We start from the raw sequence: 19015 nt of genomic DNA on the forward strand, positions 1-19015 counted from the left end.
AGTGCTGGAGGCAACCGATTACGCTCTGTATAATGCCACGGCAATATTTTATCTTTTTACATTCACCTTGGTGAGATATTGCCCATGCTACGTATCGCGAAAGAAGCTCTAACATTTGACGACGTTCTCCTGGTTCCAGCCCACTCCACAGTCTTGCCTAATACGGCAGAACTTGGTACTCAACTGACTGCAACTATCCGCCTGAATATCCCTATGCTGTCCGCAGCAATGGATACCGTAACCGAGTCTCGTCTGGCCATTGCGCTGGCACAAGAGGGCGGTTTAGGGTTCATCCACAAAAATATGTCCATTGAGCGCCAGGCTGAAGAAGTCAGTCGGGTGAAAAAACATGAAAGTGGCGTTGTTACCGAGCCACAAACAGTGACACCAACCACCACTCTCCGCCAAGTTAAAGAACTGACCGCCCGTAATGGTTTTGCCGGTTATCCGGTCGTGACCGAAGATTACGAACTGGTTGGGATCATTACTGGCCGTGATGTTCGCTTTGTTACTGATCTGGACCAACCCGTGACGGCGGTTATGACACCGAAAGAGCGTTTGGTTACGGTTAAAGAAGGCGAAGCTCGCGAAGTTGTTCTGCAAAAAATGCATGAAAAACGTGTCGAAAAAGCGTTGGTTGTGGACGATAGCTTCCATCTGCGCGGCATGATCACTGTAAAAGACTTCCAAAAAGCAGAGCGCAAACCTAATGCTTGTAAAGACGAGCATGGCCGTCTGCGTGTCGGTGCTGCGGTTGGTGCCGGTGCGGGTAATGAAGAGCGTATCGATGCTCTGGTTGCTGCTGGCGTCGATGTTTTGTTGATTGACTCATCTCATGGTCACTCTGAAGGCGTTCTGCAACGTATCCGCGAAACTCGTGCTAAATATCCTAACCTGCAAATTGTTGGCGGTAATGTCGCGACTGGGGCTGGGGCTAAAGCCTTGGCTGATGCGGGTGTTAGCGCAGTTAAAGTGGGTATCGGCCCTGGTTCAATCTGTACGACTCGTATCGTGACCGGTGTTGGTGTTCCACAGATAACGGCTATTGCTGATGCGGTTGAAGCATTGGAAGGTACTGGGATCCCGGTGATTGCCGATGGCGGTATTCGTTTCTCTGGCGATATTGCTAAAGCCATTGCAGCAGGCGCGTCCTGTGTGATGGTCGGCTCCATGCTGGCAGGTACTGAAGAATCTCCAGGTGAAATCGAACTCTATCAGGGGCGTTCATTCAAATCTTATCGCGGTATGGGTTCTTTGGGTGCTATGTCCAAAGGATCTTCAGACCGCTATTTCCAGACCGATAATGCGGCCGACAAATTGGTGCCAGAGGGTATCGAAGGGCGCGTGGCATATAAAGGTTTGTTGAAAGAGATTGTGCATCAGCAAATGGGAGGCCTGCGTTCATGTATGGGTTTGACCGGCTGTGGCACCATCAATGAATTACGCACCAAAGCTGAGTTTGTTCGCATCAGTGGTGCAGGTATTCAAGAAAGCCATGTGCATGATGTGACGATTACTAAAGAGTCACCAAACTATCGCATGGGCTAATTTCAGGGGCGTAAACCGGCGAATATGGACATCGCCCGCAGCTCGTATTGCTTATTGACTGGGTGTCAATTGCGCATACTGTGCTGCGGGCGCTAACCAAGTTCTTGGTTATGCCACGGAAATGCTTTCAATTATTTTATTAAAAACTTGTGGAACATGCCGCACATGACAAAAAATATTCATAAACATCGCATCCTTATTCTTGATTTCGGTTCGCAATACACCCAGTTAATCGCGCGCCGTGTTCGTGAAATCGGTGTCTATTGTGAGCTATGGGCGTGGGACGTGACCGAAGCCCAGATCCGTGAGTTTAATCCAAGCGGTATCATTCTTTCTGGTGGCCCTGAAAGCACCACGGAGCATGATAGTCCGCGCGCGCCAGATTATGTTTTCACTGCGGGTGTGCCGGTATTAGGTGTGTGCTACGGCATGCAGACCATGGCAACCCAGTTAGGCGGCAAAGTTGAAGGCTCTAATCAGCGCGAGTTCGGTTATGCACAGGTTGAAATTAAAACTGAATGTGCACTGATTCGTGATATCAAAGATGCTATCAATCCAGCCGGCGAAGCGGTGCTGGATGTTTGGATGAGCCATGGTGACAAAGTCACGGCAATCCCATCTGATTTTGTGACGGTTGCCAGCACAGATACCTGCCCGTTTGCCATTATGGCCAACGAAGAAAAACATTTTTACGGTGTACAGTTCCATCCTGAAGTGACCCATACCAAGCAAGGCCAACGCTTGTTAGAACGTTTTGTTCTGGATATCTGCGCCTGTGAAGCATTGTGGACCCCGGCTACTATCATTGAAGATGCTGTTGTTCGCCTGCGTGAGCAAATCGGTGAAGACCATGTCATCCTAGGGCTATCAGGTGGTGTTGACTCATCCGTCACTGCAATGCTGCTGCATCGTGCTATTGGTAAACGCCTGACTTGCGTGTTTGTTGATAACGGCTTACTTCGCCTGAACGAAGCGGAACAAGTCTTGGAGATGTTTGGCGATAAATTCGGTCTGAACATTGTCCATGTTGCAGCAGAAGACCGTTTCCTCGCGGCACTGGCGGGTGTTGATGAGCCAGAAGCAAAACGTAAAATCATCGGTCGCGTATTTGTTGAATTGTTCGATGAAGAAGCCTGTAAACAAGAGCAAGTGAAGTGGCTGGCACAGGGTACTATCTATCCAGACGTGATTGAGTCTGCTGCATCTGCTACCGGTAAAGCTCATGTGATTAAATCTCACCACAATGTGGGTGGTTTACCAAAAGAGATGAAACTTGGGTTGGTAGAGCCGCTGAAAGAGTTGTTTAAAGACGAAGTCCGTAAAATTGGTCTGGAATTGGGCCTGCCATACGACATGCTGTACCGTCATCCATTCCCGGGGCCGGGCCTTGGTGTACGTGTGTTGGGCGAAGTGAAGAAAGAGTATTGCGATTTGCTGCGCCGCGCGGATGCCATCTTTATTGAAGAGCTACATAAAGCGGACTTGTACAATAAAGTTAGCCAAGCCTTTACGGTCTTCCTGCCGGTTCGTTCAGTTGGTGTGATGGGCGATGGTCGTAAATACGATTGGGTTGTGTCACTGCGCGCCGTTGAAACTATCGATTTCATGACCGCACATTGGGCGCATCTGCCATACGACTTCCTTGGTCGCGTTTCAAATCGCATCATTAATGAAGTGAATGGTATTTCCCGTGTAGTTTACGATATCAGTGGTAAGCCACCAGCAACGATCGAGTGGGAATAAATATCGTTTTTTCTCGATAGCATAGTTTTATGTAATTGAATGGAAGCCTCTGATATTTCAGAGGCTTTTTGTTTTATGTTTTTGTCAGTATAAAAACTATTTTTTGTTTTTATATTTTATTGTCAATAAAAAATGAGTTAATTCTCTGTGGATTATTCTATTCACTTAAGTCTCTCTATGAGAGGATGAAAAAGTAAGTCACTACACACTGGGTCATGCAAAAAAAAGCATGTTTATTTTTGCTTGTGTTTAAAGGTGAAATATGGATATTAATCAATCAGGTAAGATATTATATGTATTAGTTTTCATCTCACTCAATGCAATGTCCGATCATTTTAATGATGACAATGTCTGTTTTTATTCTGCTGATAATTATGTTGAAAGAAGTGATTCTAAAAGGTTTTGTGTGCCATATTATACGGAGGATGAATGGCTATTTAGTCAGTGGAATAATAATATATCCTCTATTAAAATTCCCTTAAATATTCAGGTCGATATATTCAGTGATTTTTCATTTACCGGAAATGCAAAATCACTCTATCAAGATACTAATGCTGATGATTTGAGAAAGTATGGATTAATGTCAGATATCAGCTCTTATCGTGTATTGCCAAAAACATTATATCCAGCCAGTAAACGAATCGTATTTAATTACCATTCAGATTTATTTCCAGAAAAATATTTTGGCTATAATTACTATATTAGCCATGGGCACAGCATTATCCTAACTCGAAAACATCATCCTACAGATGCTGACGGGCAAAGTTCATCTATATTTTACAGCCATGCTGGGCAAATTATGACAGCATTCACCGGGCAAGGGTTTGACCGTAATCTCTATTGCTTGCATACGACAGATCGACGAAAGAATAAGTTAAGTGCTGAGGTTACCTTTTCTTATTGTGACTTTTCTAATCTAGGTCAACGTTGGCTCCCCAAAAAAATAGAAGGGAAAAATGTATTAGTCAATCAGGGAACGGGTACTCCTCTGTTATTGGATGAAAAAGGATTTTATGTTGATTTAAATGCCAGGGAGAGTTTAGTCAATCATCTCTCAGGCCGAAGAGTGAGGAGTTACTATCCTGAAGATGAAATGGATATAGATACAATATGGTTTGATGATCAATACATTGAAAAATTAAAATCATCTGCAGTTAGGCCATTTCTACAATATAAAGAAACGTTTGAAATGCTAAATGACGTAGGGCATCGTGATGCTGTTTTCCATCATTTAGATGAGCTTGATGATATTAATATCTATTGGGGTTCAGATGAGAAAAAACGGTGGGATGTTTACTATAATGCTGAAACGCAATATTTGATTGCTTATAATAAATCAAATGAAGAAGGAATGTTAACCGAGGCATCCTGCCTTTCGTTAGTCAATAATAAGAGTGAAGGTGGCTCACCCGTTTCCTTCACCTATAATCGCAGTAGTTATAGTGATGACTCAATTTCATTTCGCTGTGATAATGGCACCGCTTATAATATGTATACGCACCGATGGTATTTTATGCCAGATCAAGGTTATCGTTACTTAGTTAATGGTCATGAAAATAAAGTTTTGCACTTTTATATTAATGATAAACCGCAAAGAGTGACTTTTCGTGGTGCTTTAACCGGCCCTAAATTAGGGGAGCGTATTGGTCTGGCTGTCGATTTTAATGAACGAAAACCTCAAGATGCAATATTTATTGGTAATGAATCACTGATGCATGTACTCGATGTGGAAAAGGGAGTCTGTGAAATGAGTGCCAGAGCACAAAATAATGGCACTCTTTGCGGTGGGCTAAATACATCTTGGTCCTCAACGGATTATAACGTACTGAAGGCGAGTCTTTGCCGTTTCTATATACCTTGGGTGTTATCACAAATAATGAATGCGTCACTTAATCATGGTGCTGTGGCTACTGCTCTGCGACAGCAAGCAACAACATTAGCGCGTCTTTTTGCACAAAATAGTGGCTCGTTGGCTGACAATGCCGCATTACAACAAGTTAAAACACTATTAGTCGCGTTTTTGCGTAATGAAGACTCAACTAAAAACCCCAAAATTTGGGATCAAGTTGCCTATGTCCTTAACCGTGTTGATGTATTAATCGAGTGGGGGAAAAATTAGTCGGTATAGTTACGAAATGTGACTCACATCACATTTAACTTTACCCTCTCATTGAGGGCGGTATAATCTTGACGAATCTTTACAACTAAACTAAATGTTTAACATCTTCATTTTATAATTCACATCGCCAACAAGGCGAGGAATCCATTCATTATTAGTCAAGATTGCCACTGCTGCTGCGTAAACCGCACGGTAGTTTAGCTCGCAGTAACCCGCATCTGTTAACGCCATGTCTCTTAACAGCATGTCCATAAATGTAACGGATGAATACTGCGCGCGTGCTCTTTTGTGGAGAAAAAACATGTCGGTCACTCTCTCTCCGATACCTCAGGTGCGCGGTATTTCACGCCGTCGTTTGCTGGGGTATGTCGGTGTCGGGCTGGTTAGTAGCCTGATGAATCCTCTCTCTCTGGATGCTTTCGCCGCATCTACCCAAAGTTCACCGCAGAATTTGGAACGATTCATGTTGGTGTCCCGGGCACTGACCGGAAAACGCCAGCTTAATGCACAGGTAGGCCAGCGTATTTATCAGGTCTTGCTGGGTAAAATCGGTGGTTTTGACCAGAAACTGGCTTTATTGCAACCCTTGCCTGCCGGTGAACCCGATCAGTGGTCGTCACTACAACAGCAAATTGCTCGTCAGATTTTACAAGGTTGGTATGTCGGCGTGATTGGTGAAGGGACTGACGCTGCTGTTATCAGCTATGAAAATGCGTTGATGTTCGATGCGGTATCCGATGTGTTGGTTATTCGCTCTTATTGCCCGAATAAACCTGGATACTGGGCTGCAAAGCCTGATGTCGCCTTATAATTTTGGAGAATACATTTATGGCTGACACACTTAAGGCGGACATCGTCGTTATTGGCTCGGGCGTTGCGGGTGGATTAGTGGCTCATCAATTAGCCATGGCCGGAAAATCTGTCTTGGTTTTGGAGGCGGGTCCACGTCTTTCACGTTGGGAAATAGTGGAGAATTTCCGCAATCAGCCTGATAAGTCAGACAATATGGCACCTTACCCTTCAACACCTTATGCTCCCCATCCGGAATCTAATCCTAATAATAACTATCTGATTCAAAAGGGTGAACATCCTTACGATGTACAGTATATCCGGGCTGTTGGCGGTACTACCTGGCATTGGGCTGCATCAGCTTGGCGTTTCCTACCGAATGATTTCAAGCTAAAAACAGTTTATGGCGTAGGGCGCGATTGGCCGATTGAGTATGCGGCATTGGAAAAGTGGTATTTCCGCGCAGAACAGGAATTAGGCGTGTGGGGGCCGAGCGATGAAGATTTAGGTTCACCCCGCAGTGAGCCTTATCCGATGGCCCCGCTGCCGCTATCTTGGAATGAACAGCGCATCAAAACAGTATTAAATAGCCACAATTTTAATGGTAGCCCTTTTCATGTGGTAACAGAGCCTGTTGCCCGAAATAGTCGCCCTTACGATGGCCGTCCTACCTGCTGCGGCAACAATAACTGCATGCCAATTTGCCCGATTGGTGCCATGTATAACGGCATCACCCATGTTGAAAAAGCAGAACGTGCTGGAGCTATCGTACGCCCACAAGCGGTGGTCTATAAGTTGGAAGTGAACGACCAGCAGCAGATTACCGCCGCACTGTTTAAAGATGCGCAAGGCAATGAACATCGTGCTGAAGGTAAGTATTTTGTGTTGGCGGCCAATGGTATCGAAATTCCAAAGCTGATGTTGATGTCAACCAGTGATAAAAATCCACTTGGTATCGGGAACAGTTCAGATATGGTTGGGCGCAACCTGATGGACCATCCGGGGACTGGCGTTACCTTTATGGCTAATGAACCCCTCTGGCCGGGGCGCGGGCCGCAAGAGATGACCTCGTTAATTGGATTCCGTGATGGGGCTTTCCGCGCTGAGTATGCAGCGAAAAAGATCCATTTATCTAACTTGTCACGCACGGACCAAGTCACTATTGAGCAGCTTAAACAAGGTGATTTGCAACTGGGGCCGCAGCTTGACGCCAAAATTCGTGATCGGGCAGCGCGCTTTGTGCAATTCGATAGTTTCCACGAAATTCTGCCTCACGTGGAAAATCGCATTATTCCCAGCACGACAGAAAAAGATGCCATCGGTATCCCAAAACCCGAGTTTTACTATGCGATGGATGATTATGTTCGCAAAAGTGCGGTGCACACCCAACAAGTCTATGCTGAGGCGGCGAAGTTAATGGGGGGCACTGAAGTTCAGTTCCATAATAATTTTGCCAATAACAACCATATTACCGGCACCACTATTATGGGCAATGATCCGAAAGACTCTGTGGTGGACAGTGATTGCCGTACCCATGACCATAAAAATTTGTTTATCGCCAGTAGCAGTGTGATGCCAACGGTGGGGTCAGTGAATTGTACTCTGACCATTGCCGCGCTCTCTCTGCGTATCGCTGAAACATTAAAGGCCGAGGTGTAAGATGACAAAACAAAACCTGGGTCACTCAGTGAAACCCCTGCTGGTTGCATTAGGATTCGCCATCAGCGGGTATGCCAGTGCTGACGCTAATTTAATTGCGCGCGGTGAATATCTCACCAAAGCCGCTGACTGCGTGGCCTGTCATACCACCAAAGACGGCAAACCTTTTGCCGGTGGCTTGGCGTTTAAAACCCCGATGGGCACGTTATATTCGCCGAACATTACGCCCGACAAAGAAACGGGAATTGGTGGTTGGACGGATGAGGAGTTTTTGCGTGCATTACATGAAGGGAAAGGCAAAAACGGCGAAAATCTCTACCCGGCATTCCCTTACACCTCCTATACTTTGCTGAAAGATGATGACGTCAAGGCCATTAAAGCCTATCTATTCAGCCTGCCTGCAGTGCATCAACCAAACCGTGAGAATGATATGCCGTTCCCCTTTAATCAGCGCTGGGGATTGTGGTTTTGGAATCTGGTGAACTTCGACGGACAGCGTTTTGAACCAGATAGCAGTAAAGATGCGCAGTGGAATCAAGGCGCTTATTTTGTCGAGGCGTTAGGGCACTGTGGTGAATGTCACACGCCACGCAATATCACGATGGGAATGAAAGACAGTAAAGCTTATGCAGGCACAGAGGTCGATGGCTGGACGGCATTCAATATTACCTCAGACCCCCATGCCGGGATTGGCGGCTGGAGTCAGGAGCAGATTGTGCAATACCTGCGTAACGGCCATGTTGATGGCAAAGCCCAGGCTGCCGGGCCAATGGCCGAAGTGATTGAAAACAGTACCCGACATCTGACTGACAGTGATCTGAATGCTATGGCGGTTTACTTGCGAACACTGAAACCACTCAACCCGGACGATGAAACCAAGAGTCGCTCGGATTGGGGGCAAGCAGCGACTAGCGTCAATACATTACGCGGCATGCCTTTCATGGCAGATAACACCACTGACGGTGCGCGCCTGTATCTGGGGAACTGTGCTTCTTGTCATGGGTTTACAGGGGGCGGAGTGAAAGATGGTTACTATCCATCTTTAATGAAGAATTCTGTGGTGGGGGCATCAGCGCCGAATAACCTGATTAATGTGATTCTCCACGGCGTGTCGCGTAAAACTAATGAGGGCGAGGTATTTATGCCGGGTTTTGCAAACACATTGACGGATGAACAGGTGGTGAGTTTGAGTAATTATTTGCTGCAACAGTTTGGGCAACCGGCACTGAATATCAAAGCTGATGATGTCAAAACATTGCGCGGAGAGTAATTTCGCTCATTATTTATAAAAATATAAGGGAGCTGAGGCTCCCTTTTGAGTTTTCGTTAATTGCTCTTTTCAAGTTCGTTCGCCAGTTTATGAGCATTTATCTGCAAGTTTGGTGTTACATTATTCATACTATCAAAAAAATTAGGGAATTCCTCGCTAATTTTCACTGCCTGTTCATTATTGCAATGTAAGCTGTTGGATACGCAGTTTCGTAATTGCATAATCAGGTTTGACTTGTTTTCTTCGTTTAATATTATGTCGTTTAGTGTATGTGCTTTTTTATTTATTCTGTCAGAGCTAAGTTTTTCTTCATTTAAATTAAAACGCACCCCTCCGCCACAGGATATATAATTTATTTCATTTTCAACTCGAGTGTCATAGGTGAAAAGTCTCTTAATTGATGGGATGGTGTCAAAGGAAATATCAGGGTCAAAAATAAATACCACCTTATTTACTTGACTATTATCTGTATCTAACTGACTGAATTTAAATGATGTTACATTTTTATTCATAAGGTCGGAAATTTGTGGGCTTCCCATGTTTGCCTTGACGTAATATTGTTCCTCGCCACTTTCTAATTTAACCGAGTTAAGCTGGATTACTTTTCTATCACCTAACTTCCCAACGGTGTCTTCTGGTTCGAATTGGGGAGTCGCGGCGTGACTGATTGAATTTATAATATGTTCTATTGCATGTTTTCTGCTTTCTAATATTTCACTGTGGTTGTTTTTTTCTGATGATACACTATTTTATTGATAGGTATGCGTTGTTGTAAGGTTCGGTGCATTTGACATAGGGCCCATAAATAGTCCTTTTAAAATTAACTGAATTGAAAATCTATTGTATTGAATAAATTCAAATTTACTATTCAGGTTTTTATCTGGTTTTCATCCTATACAGATATAAAGTTATTTAATCTTTTCATTATGCCAATGCATTAAAATGTAATCGCCGTCATTGCTTTTACCGGTCGCAATGGCGATCCAACCTTGTTTTTGATAAAATGCTAACGCATGCTGGTTTTTTGCCAAACATTTTAATGAACCATGGCTGTTAAATAGGTTTTGCGCTGCTTGTAATAACGCTTTGCCCACCCCGCGATGCTGTATTCTGGGATCAACAAACAAATTATGCAGAAAGCTTTCTTCCATGAAGATGGAAGCAAAACCGACGTGTTTATCACCCTCGATAGCCACCAGAACAGTTTCGCCCATCGTGGAGCGGTCAAAATCTTCTAGATGAAAACGCTCTTCGTCCAGCCAAGTGAATGCCGCGCGGCGTGATGCTAAATACAAGCTGCGCAGAAACGGGCGGTCACTCTTGTCATACTCACGAATGTTGATACTCATCCTGTGGTAATACCTCCAAGATAGGGCGTATTTATCGGATTTATCATTACGCTAGCCAATACATGATTGATCTTCTATCACCTGCTAGTGATAATAACAATTCTGACTCGGGGTGCCTGTCACAAACAGTGATAAGGCTGAGATATTACCCGTATTACCTGATCTGGATTATGCCAGCGTAGGGAAGTCTCGGTATCGCAGTGTACCGCCTTCTTGACCGCCGGTTAGGAGGAATATGTTCGTTCAACCTGCCGTTTTTTCTTCAGTTATCCCCTTTCGTACCTCATCCTTCGCTCGACACCCGAGTGTGAGGGCGTATTTATGAAACGCATTAATGCACTCACGATTGCAGGGACAGACCCAAGTGGTGGTGCTGGAATTCAAGCTGACCTGAAAACATTTTCTGCATTACAGGCCTATGGCACCAGCGTTATCACCGCATTGGTGGCGCAAAATACCCGTGGCGTGCAGTCGGTCTATTCTATCGAACCTGCTTTTGTGGCGGCTCAATTAGATTCCGTTTTAAGCGATGTACGCATTGATAGCGCCAAAATAGGTATGCTGGCAAATGCAGATATTGTCGATATTGTTGCCACTCAACTGCGCCGTTATCCCATCCCATTTGTGGTATTAGACACTGTGATGGTCGCCAAAAGTGGTGACCCACTACTGGCACCAGAGGCTGTCGATGCGGTACGCCGATTACTGTTGCCTCAGGTTGCCTTGATTACACCTAATTTGCCGGAAGCAGCAGCATTACTTGATTCTCAACCAGCGAGAGATGAGCAAGAAATGTGTGAACAAGGGCGGGCGCTGCTGGCATTAGGCTGCCAAGGTGTATTGATGAAAGGGGGCCACTTAAATGGTAAAGACAGCCCAGACTGGCTGTTTACCCCAGACAGCGAACAGCGCTTTGTCACTCGTCGGGTTGACACCCGACATACCCACGGGACGGGGTGTACGTTATCTGCAGCACTGGCAGCATTGCGCCCCCGGTACACCAATTGGGCAGATACGACGAATGCCGCCAAGCAATATTTACAAGGGGCTTTGGAGCAGGCCGATAGCCTTGAAGTGGGTGAGGGGATTGGGCCGGTGCACCATTTTCATCAATGGTGGTAATATCCTTCATCCTTGACATTGCCGCGGTGTTAGCGGCGTTCATGCGCCCGAATCACTTACTCAAGTAAGCTCATCGGGACTTATTCACTTGCTGCCTTGCCGCAATGCCAATGATTTTGGATATATCCTTCATCCTTGACATTGCCGCGGTGTTAGCGGCGTTCATGTGCCAATGATTTGATATTGTGTTGAACATAATTAAGTCAGGCTGCTGATTGATAAAGTCAATTTTTAGGGAGAGCACAGTGATTGGAGTCGTAGTGGCGTAAGCCACCGGAGTGCCCCACGCTGTGCTAGGCCCGAGTATCTCGGCCTTATTACAAACTTTATTATTAAACACATTAAATGCTGTATTTAATTGATATCCGCTATCTGTGCCAGCAAATAACGCTGTGTCATTGCAAACATCGCCATGGCGCGCTGTAGATGATGTGCATCAAAACGATTCAGAAGGTAGCTATCGGCCCCTTTACGCGGGCGAATACGCAGTGACAGTTTTGGCTCGCCAGCTTCGTCCTTTATGAGGTCAAACTGATAGCTGCCAATCTCTTTTTCATTTTCTCGCCAGGAAATTTGTACTGCAGGTAATGGATTTTCTGTTGTTGGCTGCCTAATGGCAAAGAAATATTCCCCAGCCCAGAAACCCGTATAATCGCCATCAGCTTGCAAATGTTTGGTCTTGAAAATAGGGGCCGCCGCCAGTTGGCTGATTGCATCTGCGGTGATGTCTTGATGTGCTTGCTGCCACAGCGGAGTATCATGTTCTAACTGCCAGCAAGCAGCACCCAGATAATCATTCAATTCGCGCCAGTCATCATCCAACTGTTGGCGTAATTCTTCATCAAGAATATTGCGGTACTGCTGCATCCCACTGGGTTGGTCACCCAGTGTTTCATAAGTGATTAACTCCATCGTGCGCGGCTTACGGCGAAAACTCATCCACAGCACCATTTTAGGAATACGAAATTCAATCGACTGGATACTGAGCCGATAGCTGTCCCCTTTATTCACCACAAAGCCATTTGCGGTGCCACGTTTGTTCTGATAATTCCGTACCACAACCACGCTGTTTAGCCCCATCCAACCAGTGACATAGTGTTCACTGTCTGAGTTGGCGACATCCAGATCTATCACCATTTGGATGATTTTATCGCTCTCAAGCTTATCCAGTGGATGGGCATCCCCGGCAGAGTAATACAGTTTCTCGGGAGCTTCGGGTAACTCAAGGGTCAACATGCTATGGCCTTCTTCGAAAGTTTATGGACGAGAGGGTGATCGACTCATCATTATCTGGTTTATAGCTTACATCAACCTGTCATACAGATTGTGGTATACCGAGAATTAGGATGAAAAATCGTGCTATGGATCAACTTTTTCTACAGTTAGTGGTCCTAGACATGCAAACTAACATCACGCCTGCAAATTCATTGCACAGAGGCTAGTTCAAGGCCCGGCGAGTAGATCAATCAAATAATAAGGATTTTCGATAATGAAAGGTCACAAAGCCCTCCATTGTCTTGTTGCAGCAGCAATACTCAGCGCAAGCTCCTGGGCTATTGCGCAGCCAGCGACCTCTGTGGCGTCAGCGCAAACTGCATCTGCCAAGCCGCTTCCGACCACCGCCGATCTTTTGCAACAGCCGGTTTATAAAAACAGTTGGCAAAAAATGGTGAAGAGCCAGAAAAACTTGCCAGCGTGGGCGCGCAAAGGGGTTGGGACATCCGCACCGTATGAGGTCATTACATGGGAAGGGAAGGTGTACAAAGTGGGGCGAATCTGCAAACCTCATGATTGCAGCAATCAATTTATGTGGGTTGCATTCAGTCAGGATAAGAAACAAGTTTGGCAGGCGTGGGGGATGCGGGTTTCGGTAGATGATAAGCCACAAGCACTCGATAACCCAAGCCAGTTTGCGACATACCAATGGTTGGGCCGCCCTGATGAGCGCGTGCAAGCCATGCTGAAAAATCAGTTACAACAAGATCCAAACTGGCACTAATTTATCGCGCGGAGCATGATAATTTTCCTCAATTACCATGCTCCAGTGATCTGGGCGTGTCAGAGTCAGCCCACTCCGGCCTGATGCAGATCATGCAGATTAATCGCGCCAACCAACTTCCCATCCAGATTGACTACCGGTGCAGCACTGATATGGTGCTGATGCAGCGCTTCCAGCGCTTCGCCGGCACGCCATTGTTCTGGTAATCGGTAGCCTGGGCGAGTCATTGCGCCCGCGAGAGGTTGCTGCAGTGTTCCGCCCTTAACCAGCCAGCGGCGTAAGTCACCATCGGTAAAGACACCGACCACTCGCTGTTGTGGATCACAAACGGCCACCAGACCCAACCCGGTACGGCTCAACTCCAGCATGGCTTCCATGACAGTGTCGGATTCATTGACTACTGGCAGGCGATCACCGGTTCTCATTAAATGATGAACGCGATTAAGCAGCCGCGCGCCCAAACTGCCACCGGGGTGCGAACGGGCAAAGTCTTCTGCATTGAAACCGCGATGGCGCATTAATGCCATTGCCAATGCATCACCCATCATCAGAGTGTTCACTGCGCTGGATGTTGGTGCTAACCCCATTGGGCAGGCTTCGTGCTCAACACTGATATCCAGCACACAGGCGGCGCCCTGCGCTAATGGCGACTCTTTCCCCCCAGTAATCGCAATGACCGGAATATGGCTATCGGCTAACAAAGGTAGGATCAAGTCTAACTCTTTGGCTCGACCTGAATAGGAGATAAAAATTAGCACGTCCTGTGGGCCAATCATGCCCAGATCCCCGTGTAATGCTTCCGCGGGATGAACAAAGAAGGCGGGGGTGCCGGTACTGGCCAGTGAAGCGGCGATTTTTTTACCGATATGACCGGATTTGCCAATACCGGAAACGACGGCCTTACCGGTACAAGCCAGCAATAATTCACAGGCGCGGACAAAATTATCATCTAACCGCGATAACAAACGTTGAGCTTCAGTCAGCTCAATCTCCAGTGTTTCACGGGCATAGGTAATCAGTGGATTAGTCATCTTTATCAACCAGAATGATGTTAATGCCCATTTTCAATAGTGCCTGAAAATATTCGTCGCTAATGCCTTTATCAGTAATTAGGGTATCGACGGCACTGAGTGGACAAACGACATTGGGGCTTTTACGGCCAAATTTGGAAGAGTCAACCAACAGGATAATGTGGCTGGCGGCGTGACACATTGCGGTGCTGACATGATAAACTTCGTTGAACGTGGTGACACCGGCATTAAGATCAACACCATCTGCACCAATAAATAGCTTATCAAAACTAAACTTATCAAAAGCGGACTCTGCCAGACTACCGTGAAAAGATGCGGAGCCTTTACGGTAAGTGCCGCCTGGCATCAAGATGGTTTGGTCGTTATCCAGTTCAACCAACTCATTGACGATGTGCAGACTATTGGTCATCACCGTAATGTTGTTGAATTTTGTCAGGTGCGGCACCATTTGCAGTACTGTACTGCCCGCATCAAAAACCAAACTATCACCGTCTTTAATCAATTTGCTGGCGGCTTTGGCAATCTGTTTTTTCTTTTCGGTATTAATATGTGTTTTACGATCAATAGGTTGTTCAACATCGTCGCGATTTAATACCACTCCTCCGTAGGTTCGAATAACCGCCCCTTCATTTTCAAGGCTAGTTAAATCTTTACGGATAGTGGTGCCCGTCGTTGAAAAGTTGGCGGCGAGTTGATCTACGGCCGTTTTACCGTGCTGCTGGAGGTATTCCAGGATAGCGACTTGTCGCTGCTTTGGTTTCATAACGATTCCTGCTCAAGTATTTCCATTGCCTCTTTTTCAGGCATAACTTTCACATGAAAAAGAATAACTTTCATTGTGAAAATATCATGATTTCGGTTTAATCGCTAATGATAGTGCAGTTTGACATGCGGTATCCGTAGGGAAGATCACATCCGGGATTAAATCCTGCTGATGGAGTCCATGAAGGTGCGGTAATGTGCGCGGGCGGGCAAAAACACTGATTCCGCGCATGATCATGCTGTCGCTGACGCGCATATTTTCATCAAAAGCCAGTGCCATCACCACTCTGGGTTTAAATCGACCACCAGAACGGCCCACACCGACTGATTTACTGTGCTGACATAATCGGTCAAAAGCGCGGTTAAACCGATTGATTTGCCACCAGCCGAGCAAGATTTGCAGTACCCAGGCAATAATAACAACGGTAATTAGTGCAGATGTTGGTGTCATATTTTGCCTCTTTACTCTGCGCTCTGGGTGCTACAGCGGTGTTCGCTGCTGCGCTGTAACACCAAGAACTTTGAGTCAATAACGTTATACGGGCTTTAAAACATAACCTGCCCGCCGGTGATATTGATTGATTGGCCGGTGCAGTAGGCCGCTTTATCACTGGCATAGAACAGCAGAGTGTTTAATACATCTTGGTAATCGCAGCCACGTTTTAGTGGCACTTTATCGGTATAGTATTTTTCAACTTCTTCCGGTTTGATGCCCAATTTCGCTGCATACTGCGGCAAAAGTGACTGGAACATCGGCGATTTTAACAGATTGCCTAACATCAGTGAATGCACGGTGATACCGTAATCTGCCAAATCCAGTGCCAATGACTGCGTCAGACCAACACCACCAAATTTTGCGGCACTGTAACCTGAGTTGTGCTTGCTGCCCACTTTACCTGATTTGGAGTTGATTTGGATGATGCGGCCGGGAATACCATCACGAATCATCAAACGGGAGAACTCACGGGCACATAAGAAATAGCCCACCAGATTCACTTGCAATGAACGGTCGAAATCATCCAGAGGGAAGTCAGTAATGGGAGCGGCTTTGGCAATACCGGCACTGTAAACCAGTAAATTTGTCTGGTGGAAACTCTGATCGACAGCTTCAGCCAGCATTTTCACACTGTTTTCGTTGGTTGCATCAACCTGAAAACCTTGCGCGCTGCCAGCACCATACTCGGCATTAATCTGATCGGCGACCAACCGTGCGTTATCTGAATTTAAATCAGCAACGGCCACTTTATAACCTGACTCGGCCAGACCATGGCACAAGAATGCGCCCAGAGTTTGTCCACCGCCGATAACAACTGCTACTTGTGCTTGTGACATATACACCTCCAATACCCTCTGTGCTTGATGTTGCCGCGGTGTTAGTGCCGAATCACCGGTGCGAGTCAGTGATTCGGCGCCATTTCGAGTGTTACGACTTCTTCAATGACATTGGGTATAAATGAATAAATAAATTAGCGAATAAATTTCAATGAGCTGCCGACAGGAATATCACTGGGTGTCGGGCCGATAACATGTATAGAGCCGGGGAATTCAGGTTGCTCATCGCCGTTAAAACGGATTGTCACGTGGCCTAGCTCGCGTAGATTCTGGGTAGCAACTTCACCTACCGCAGTGATGACATAGCGCTTTTGTGCCAGTTCCATGATGTTGCCCGCCTGTAACTCCCCATCGGTGGTGCTGTGCTGGTGGATAAAACAGAACTCTTCAATATCTTTAGGCGCTCCTTCACGGAAGGTGATGAGCATGTCATCCAACAGCGCCTCGCGGGCGCTGTCGCCGATATTGATAATGGTTGTCTGATAAATAGTATTCATACGTACATCCTTAACCGTTGAATGTATTACAGAAATTTTTGTTATGGTGTTCTACGTCTTACTGATAAATAAAGGCTGATGCGGCCCAGGCAATCAATACTGTCGGTGCACCCGTCAGGAACCGGCCAACCAGTACTGATGGAACCCCTACGCGGACGGTATCTTGCTTCGCTTCTGCCAGAGACAGACCGACTGGGATAAAGTCACATGCCGCTTGAGCATTAATCGCAAATAACGCTGGCAGGGCTAATTGTGGTGGAATATTCCCCAAACCAATTTGTACCCCAACCAATACGCCGATAACTTGTGCAATAACAGCTCCTGGGCCTAAGAATGGTGACAGCAGTGGGAAGGAGCAAATCAGTGCCAAGAGCACTAATCCTATTGGGCTGCTGGCCAGCGGTGTTAAGCCATGGGCAATAAAGTCGCCCAAGCCGGATGCCATGATGATGCCGATTAATGCTGAGACGAAAGCCATAAATGGCAGGATGGTTTTCAGTACGGTATCAATAGTGTCACGGCCTGACTGGAAGAAGACGGCAACGACAGAACCCATGCCCATCCCCACTTTTGCCAGCAAACCATCACTTTGTTCGGTGATTTTCTTGCTGGTATCGTAATCTCGGCCGCCCTTGGCGGTATGGGTTTCAGCGGCTTTGGGTTCAGTGGCTTTTTGTTCAACTTCAACAGGTTCTACTTTCGAAACGGTTGCTGTGGCACTGTCAGTTCCACTGATTTTTTGAATATTCTTTTCACGGACGCCAGAAACATAAATATCTTCCAGTATGTACTGTGCCATCGGACCGGACTGCCCGGTTGAATGGATATTCACTGTTGGAATGCGGCGCTTTGGATAAAGGCCGCAGCGCAAAGTGCCACCACAATCAATGATGGCGACTGCAATTTCTTCTGCTGGTGGTTCGCCTTCTTTAAATCCATCGACGGCTTCCCAGCCTGTCAGTTCACTAATACGGTCAATAATGGCCGGGCGAGTCCCCGCAGTGATGTAGACAATTTTTTTACCGGGGACGATGGGCAATACTAATGGGCCACCCCAACCGCCTTCGCCTTTTTCAATCCGGATAAATTCACTCATGATCTGCTCCACACAGTCTGCCGTTAACAGGCATTAAAAGTTAACTGACACATTAAAGTTGTACAGTACGATCCAGACGGATACCCATCTTGCGTTCGAAGATGGAAGTCGTCAGGTCAGTAATCCAGCCGCGGAAGAAGTTGGTGACCAACCCGACCAAGAAGTAGCTCACCGCCAGCGGGCCTAATGGCAGGCCCAGTGTGGTTAAGCCACTGGCTATACCGAGATAGACGAACAATTCGCCAGGGTTAATGTGTGGAAACAAACCATTCATTGAATGGCAGCTATAAGAGGCTGCCGCGTAATAACTTGGCTTGTATTTTTCTGGCATAAAACGCCCAAGACTTAATGTCATCGGGTTACAGAATACAAAAGTACCGATCAGTGGCAGTAACAGATAACGGGAAACTGGGTTGCCCGCGCAACGTTGTGCTAATCGTTCAATTCTGTCCTGGCCGACGAACTTGATCAGGGCATTCATGATGACTAACAAACTAATTAATAAAGGTAAAATCCCGGTGACCATTCCAACAAAAACTTCTCCCCCTTTTTGGAAGAGTCCGATAAACCATTCGGCTCCATGGGTTATAAGTTCAATCATTCTTCTTCTCCTGTAATCGAGGTTATGGCTGTTTTTATGAATCTTTTTTATAAACTTTTGTTATAAAAAGAATTTTAAGACACCGCATGATAATGCGG

At 46.2% G+C, this 19015-nt stretch carries 19 protein-coding genes and 1 riboswitch; of the genes, 8 read left to right on the forward strand and 11 right to left on the reverse strand.

The features are described 5' to 3' along the window. The first annotated feature begins 84 nt into the window (after window positions 1-84). From guaB to ACIOG0_RS05615, 3 genes are all read left to right on the forward strand, one after another. Window positions 85-1548 (forward strand): IMP dehydrogenase, encoded by a 1464-nt coding sequence (gene guaB / locus ACIOG0_RS05605; RefSeq protein WP_050101379.1) that lies wholly within the window; start codon window positions 85-87, stop codon window positions 1546-1548. Window positions 1549-1713: 165 nt separating this feature from the next. Next, window positions 1714-3291 (forward strand): glutamine-hydrolyzing GMP synthase, encoded by a 1578-nt coding sequence (gene guaA, locus ACIOG0_RS05610; protein WP_050101380.1) that lies wholly within the window; start codon window positions 1714-1716, stop codon window positions 3289-3291. 262 nt (window positions 3292-3553) lie between these two features. Further along, on the forward strand, window positions 3554-5410 hold the full coding sequence (locus ACIOG0_RS05615; RefSeq protein ID WP_128451385.1) for a hypothetical protein: 1857 nt from the start codon (window positions 3554-3556) through the stop codon (window positions 5408-5410). Window positions 5411-5500: 90 nt separating this feature from the next. On the opposite strand, the gene ACIOG0_RS05620 is transcribed toward ACIOG0_RS05615, so the two are convergent. After that, window positions 5501-5722, reverse strand: coding sequence for a hypothetical protein (locus ACIOG0_RS05620; RefSeq protein WP_164908354.1), 222 nt, complete (start codon window positions 5720-5722; stop codon window positions 5501-5503). Here ACIOG0_RS05620 and ACIOG0_RS05625 point away from each other — a divergent pair. The 3 genes from ACIOG0_RS05625 to ACIOG0_RS05635 are packed head-to-tail and all read left to right on the forward strand — an operon-like array spanning window position 5712 to window position 9128. Next, a complete protein-coding gene (locus tag ACIOG0_RS05625; protein ID WP_050140674.1) occupies window positions 5712-6221 on the forward strand; it encodes a sugar dehydrogenase complex small subunit in 510 nt (169 codons plus the stop codon). The genes ACIOG0_RS05620 and ACIOG0_RS05625 overlap by 11 nt on opposite strands. Before the next feature lie 17 nt (window positions 6222-6238). Further along, entirely contained in the window at window positions 6239-7858 is a 1620-nt protein-coding gene (locus tag ACIOG0_RS05630; protein ID WP_128451386.1) for a GMC family oxidoreductase, read from the forward strand. Between the two features lies 1 nt (window position 7859). Then, window positions 7860-9128 (forward strand): cytochrome c, encoded by a 1269-nt coding sequence (locus ACIOG0_RS05635; protein ID WP_050140676.1) that lies wholly within the window; start codon window positions 7860-7862, stop codon window positions 9126-9128. Between the two features lie 56 nt (window positions 9129-9184). On the opposite strand, the gene ACIOG0_RS05640 is transcribed toward ACIOG0_RS05635, so the two are convergent. Beyond that, complete coding sequence (locus ACIOG0_RS05640) at window positions 9185-9667, reverse strand: hypothetical protein (protein WP_404704939.1); 483 nt, start codon at window positions 9665-9667, stop codon at window positions 9185-9187. Window positions 9668-10036: 369 nt separating this feature from the next. After that, window positions 10037-10477 (reverse strand): GNAT family N-acetyltransferase, encoded by a 441-nt coding sequence (locus ACIOG0_RS05645; protein WP_050101387.1) that lies wholly within the window; start codon window positions 10475-10477, stop codon window positions 10037-10039. Window positions 10478-10575: 98 nt separating this feature from the next. Beyond that, window positions 10576-10679, forward strand: a riboswitch (TPP riboswitch). A gap of 119 nt (window positions 10680-10798) precedes the next feature. On the opposite strand from ACIOG0_RS05645, the gene thiD reads away from it, so the two are divergent. Further along, window positions 10799-11599, forward strand: coding sequence for a bifunctional hydroxymethylpyrimidine kinase/phosphomethylpyrimidine kinase (gene thiD, locus ACIOG0_RS05650; RefSeq protein WP_050101388.1), 801 nt, complete (start codon window positions 10799-10801; stop codon window positions 11597-11599). Between the two features lie 354 nt (window positions 11600-11953). On the opposite strand, the gene ACIOG0_RS05655 is transcribed toward thiD, so the two are convergent. After that, complete coding sequence (locus ACIOG0_RS05655; RefSeq protein ID WP_050101390.1) at window positions 11954-12835, reverse strand: hypothetical protein; 882 nt, start codon at window positions 12833-12835, stop codon at window positions 11954-11956. Window positions 12836-13088: 253 nt separating this feature from the next. On the opposite strand from ACIOG0_RS05655, the gene ACIOG0_RS05660 reads away from it, so the two are divergent. Next, complete coding sequence (locus ACIOG0_RS05660) at window positions 13089-13598, forward strand: inhibitor of vertebrate lysozyme family protein (protein ID WP_050101391.1); 510 nt, start codon at window positions 13089-13091, stop codon at window positions 13596-13598. A gap of 65 nt (window positions 13599-13663) precedes the next feature. On the opposite strand, the gene gutQ is transcribed toward ACIOG0_RS05660, so the two are convergent. The 7 genes from gutQ to ACIOG0_RS05695 all read right to left on the reverse strand — a co-directional run bounded on the left by gutQ (window position 13664) and on the right by ACIOG0_RS05695 (window position 18917). Next, the gene (gene gutQ / locus ACIOG0_RS05665; protein WP_050101392.1) at window positions 13664-14629 is read right to left on the reverse strand and encodes an arabinose-5-phosphate isomerase GutQ; all 966 of its coding nucleotides are present in this window, start codon (window positions 14627-14629) and stop codon (window positions 13664-13666) included. Further along, complete coding sequence (locus ACIOG0_RS05670; RefSeq protein WP_050101393.1) at window positions 14622-15392, reverse strand: DNA-binding transcriptional repressor; 771 nt, start codon at window positions 15390-15392, stop codon at window positions 14622-14624. The genes gutQ and ACIOG0_RS05670 overlap by 8 nt, the downstream gene beginning before the upstream one ends. A gap of 84 nt (window positions 15393-15476) precedes the next feature. Then, window positions 15477-15842, reverse strand: coding sequence for a transcriptional regulator GutM (gene gutM / locus ACIOG0_RS05675; protein ID WP_050101394.1), 366 nt, complete (start codon window positions 15840-15842; stop codon window positions 15477-15479). Between the two features lie 95 nt (window positions 15843-15937). Next, the gene (gene srlD / locus ACIOG0_RS05680; protein ID WP_050140679.1) at window positions 15938-16723 is read right to left on the reverse strand and encodes a sorbitol-6-phosphate dehydrogenase; all 786 of its coding nucleotides are present in this window, start codon (window positions 16721-16723) and stop codon (window positions 15938-15940) included. Between the two features lie 134 nt (window positions 16724-16857). Then, window positions 16858-17220, reverse strand: a complete 363-nt coding sequence (srlB, locus tag ACIOG0_RS05685) for a PTS glucitol/sorbitol transporter subunit IIA (protein WP_050101396.1) — start codon at window positions 17218-17220, stop codon at window positions 16858-16860. Window positions 17221-17278: 58 nt separating this feature from the next. Next, on the reverse strand, window positions 17279-18316 hold the full coding sequence (locus ACIOG0_RS05690; RefSeq protein ID WP_050295793.1) for a PTS glucitol/sorbitol transporter subunit IIB: 1038 nt from the start codon (window positions 18314-18316) through the stop codon (window positions 17279-17281). Window positions 18317-18368: 52 nt separating this feature from the next. Beyond that, a complete protein-coding gene (locus ACIOG0_RS05695; protein WP_050101398.1) occupies window positions 18369-18917 on the reverse strand; it encodes a PTS glucitol/sorbitol transporter subunit IIC in 549 nt (182 codons plus the stop codon). Window positions 18918-19015: the final 98 nt, after the last annotated feature.

The organism is Yersinia vastinensis (genome assembly GCF_044905075.1).
GTDB lineage: Bacteria > Pseudomonadota > Gammaproteobacteria > Enterobacterales > Enterobacteriaceae > Yersinia > Yersinia vastinensis.

Excerpts from the sequence above, each read along its gene's own strand:
- ACIOG0_RS05615 (WP_128451385.1), top strand. The coding sequence starts at position 3,554 with ATGGATATTAATCAATCAGGTAAGATATTATATGTATTAGTTTTCATC.
- ACIOG0_RS05655 (WP_050101390.1), bottom strand. The coding sequence starts at position 12,835 with ATGTTGACCCTTGAGTTACCCGAAGCTCCCGAGAAACTGTATTACTCT.
- ACIOG0_RS05670 (WP_050101393.1), bottom strand. The coding sequence starts at position 15,392 with ATGAAACCAAAGCAGCGACAAGTCGCTATCCTGGAATACCTCCAGCAG.
- ACIOG0_RS05690 (WP_050295793.1), bottom strand. The coding sequence starts at position 18,316 with ATGAGTGAATTTATCCGGATTGAAAAAGGCGAAGGCGGTTGGGGTGGC.
- srlB (WP_050101396.1), bottom strand. The coding sequence starts at position 17,220 with ATGAATACTATTTATCAGACAACCATTATCAATATCGGCGACAGCGCC.
- guaB (WP_050101379.1), top strand. The coding sequence starts at position 85 with ATGCTACGTATCGCGAAAGAAGCTCTAACATTTGACGACGTTCTCCTG.
- gutQ (WP_050101392.1), bottom strand. The coding sequence starts at position 14,629 with ATGACTAATCCACTGATTACCTATGCCCGTGAAACACTGGAGATTGAG.
- ACIOG0_RS05625 (WP_050140674.1), top strand. The coding sequence starts at position 5,712 with ATGTCGGTCACTCTCTCTCCGATACCTCAGGTGCGCGGTATTTCACGC.
- ACIOG0_RS05695 (WP_050101398.1), bottom strand. The coding sequence starts at position 18,917 with ATGATTGAACTTATAACCCATGGAGCCGAATGGTTTATCGGACTCTTC.
- ACIOG0_RS05645 (WP_050101387.1), bottom strand. The coding sequence starts at position 10,477 with ATGAGTATCAACATTCGTGAGTATGACAAGAGTGACCGCCCGTTTCTG.
- srlD (WP_050140679.1), bottom strand. The coding sequence starts at position 16,723 with ATGTCACAAGCACAAGTAGCAGTTGTTATCGGCGGTGGACAAACTCTG.
- guaA (WP_050101380.1), top strand. The coding sequence starts at position 1,714 with ATGACAAAAAATATTCATAAACATCGCATCCTTATTCTTGATTTCGGT.
- thiD (WP_050101388.1), top strand. The coding sequence starts at position 10,799 with ATGAAACGCATTAATGCACTCACGATTGCAGGGACAGACCCAAGTGGT.
- ACIOG0_RS05630 (WP_128451386.1), top strand. The coding sequence starts at position 6,239 with ATGGCTGACACACTTAAGGCGGACATCGTCGTTATTGGCTCGGGCGTT.
- ACIOG0_RS05635 (WP_050140676.1), top strand. The coding sequence starts at position 7,860 with ATGACAAAACAAAACCTGGGTCACTCAGTGAAACCCCTGCTGGTTGCA.
- ACIOG0_RS05640 (WP_404704939.1), bottom strand. The coding sequence starts at position 9,667 with ATGGGAAGCCCACAAATTTCCGACCTTATGAATAAAAATGTAACATCA.
- ACIOG0_RS05660 (WP_050101391.1), top strand. The coding sequence starts at position 13,089 with ATGAAAGGTCACAAAGCCCTCCATTGTCTTGTTGCAGCAGCAATACTC.
- gutM (WP_050101394.1), bottom strand. The coding sequence starts at position 15,842 with ATGACACCAACATCTGCACTAATTACCGTTGTTATTATTGCCTGGGTA.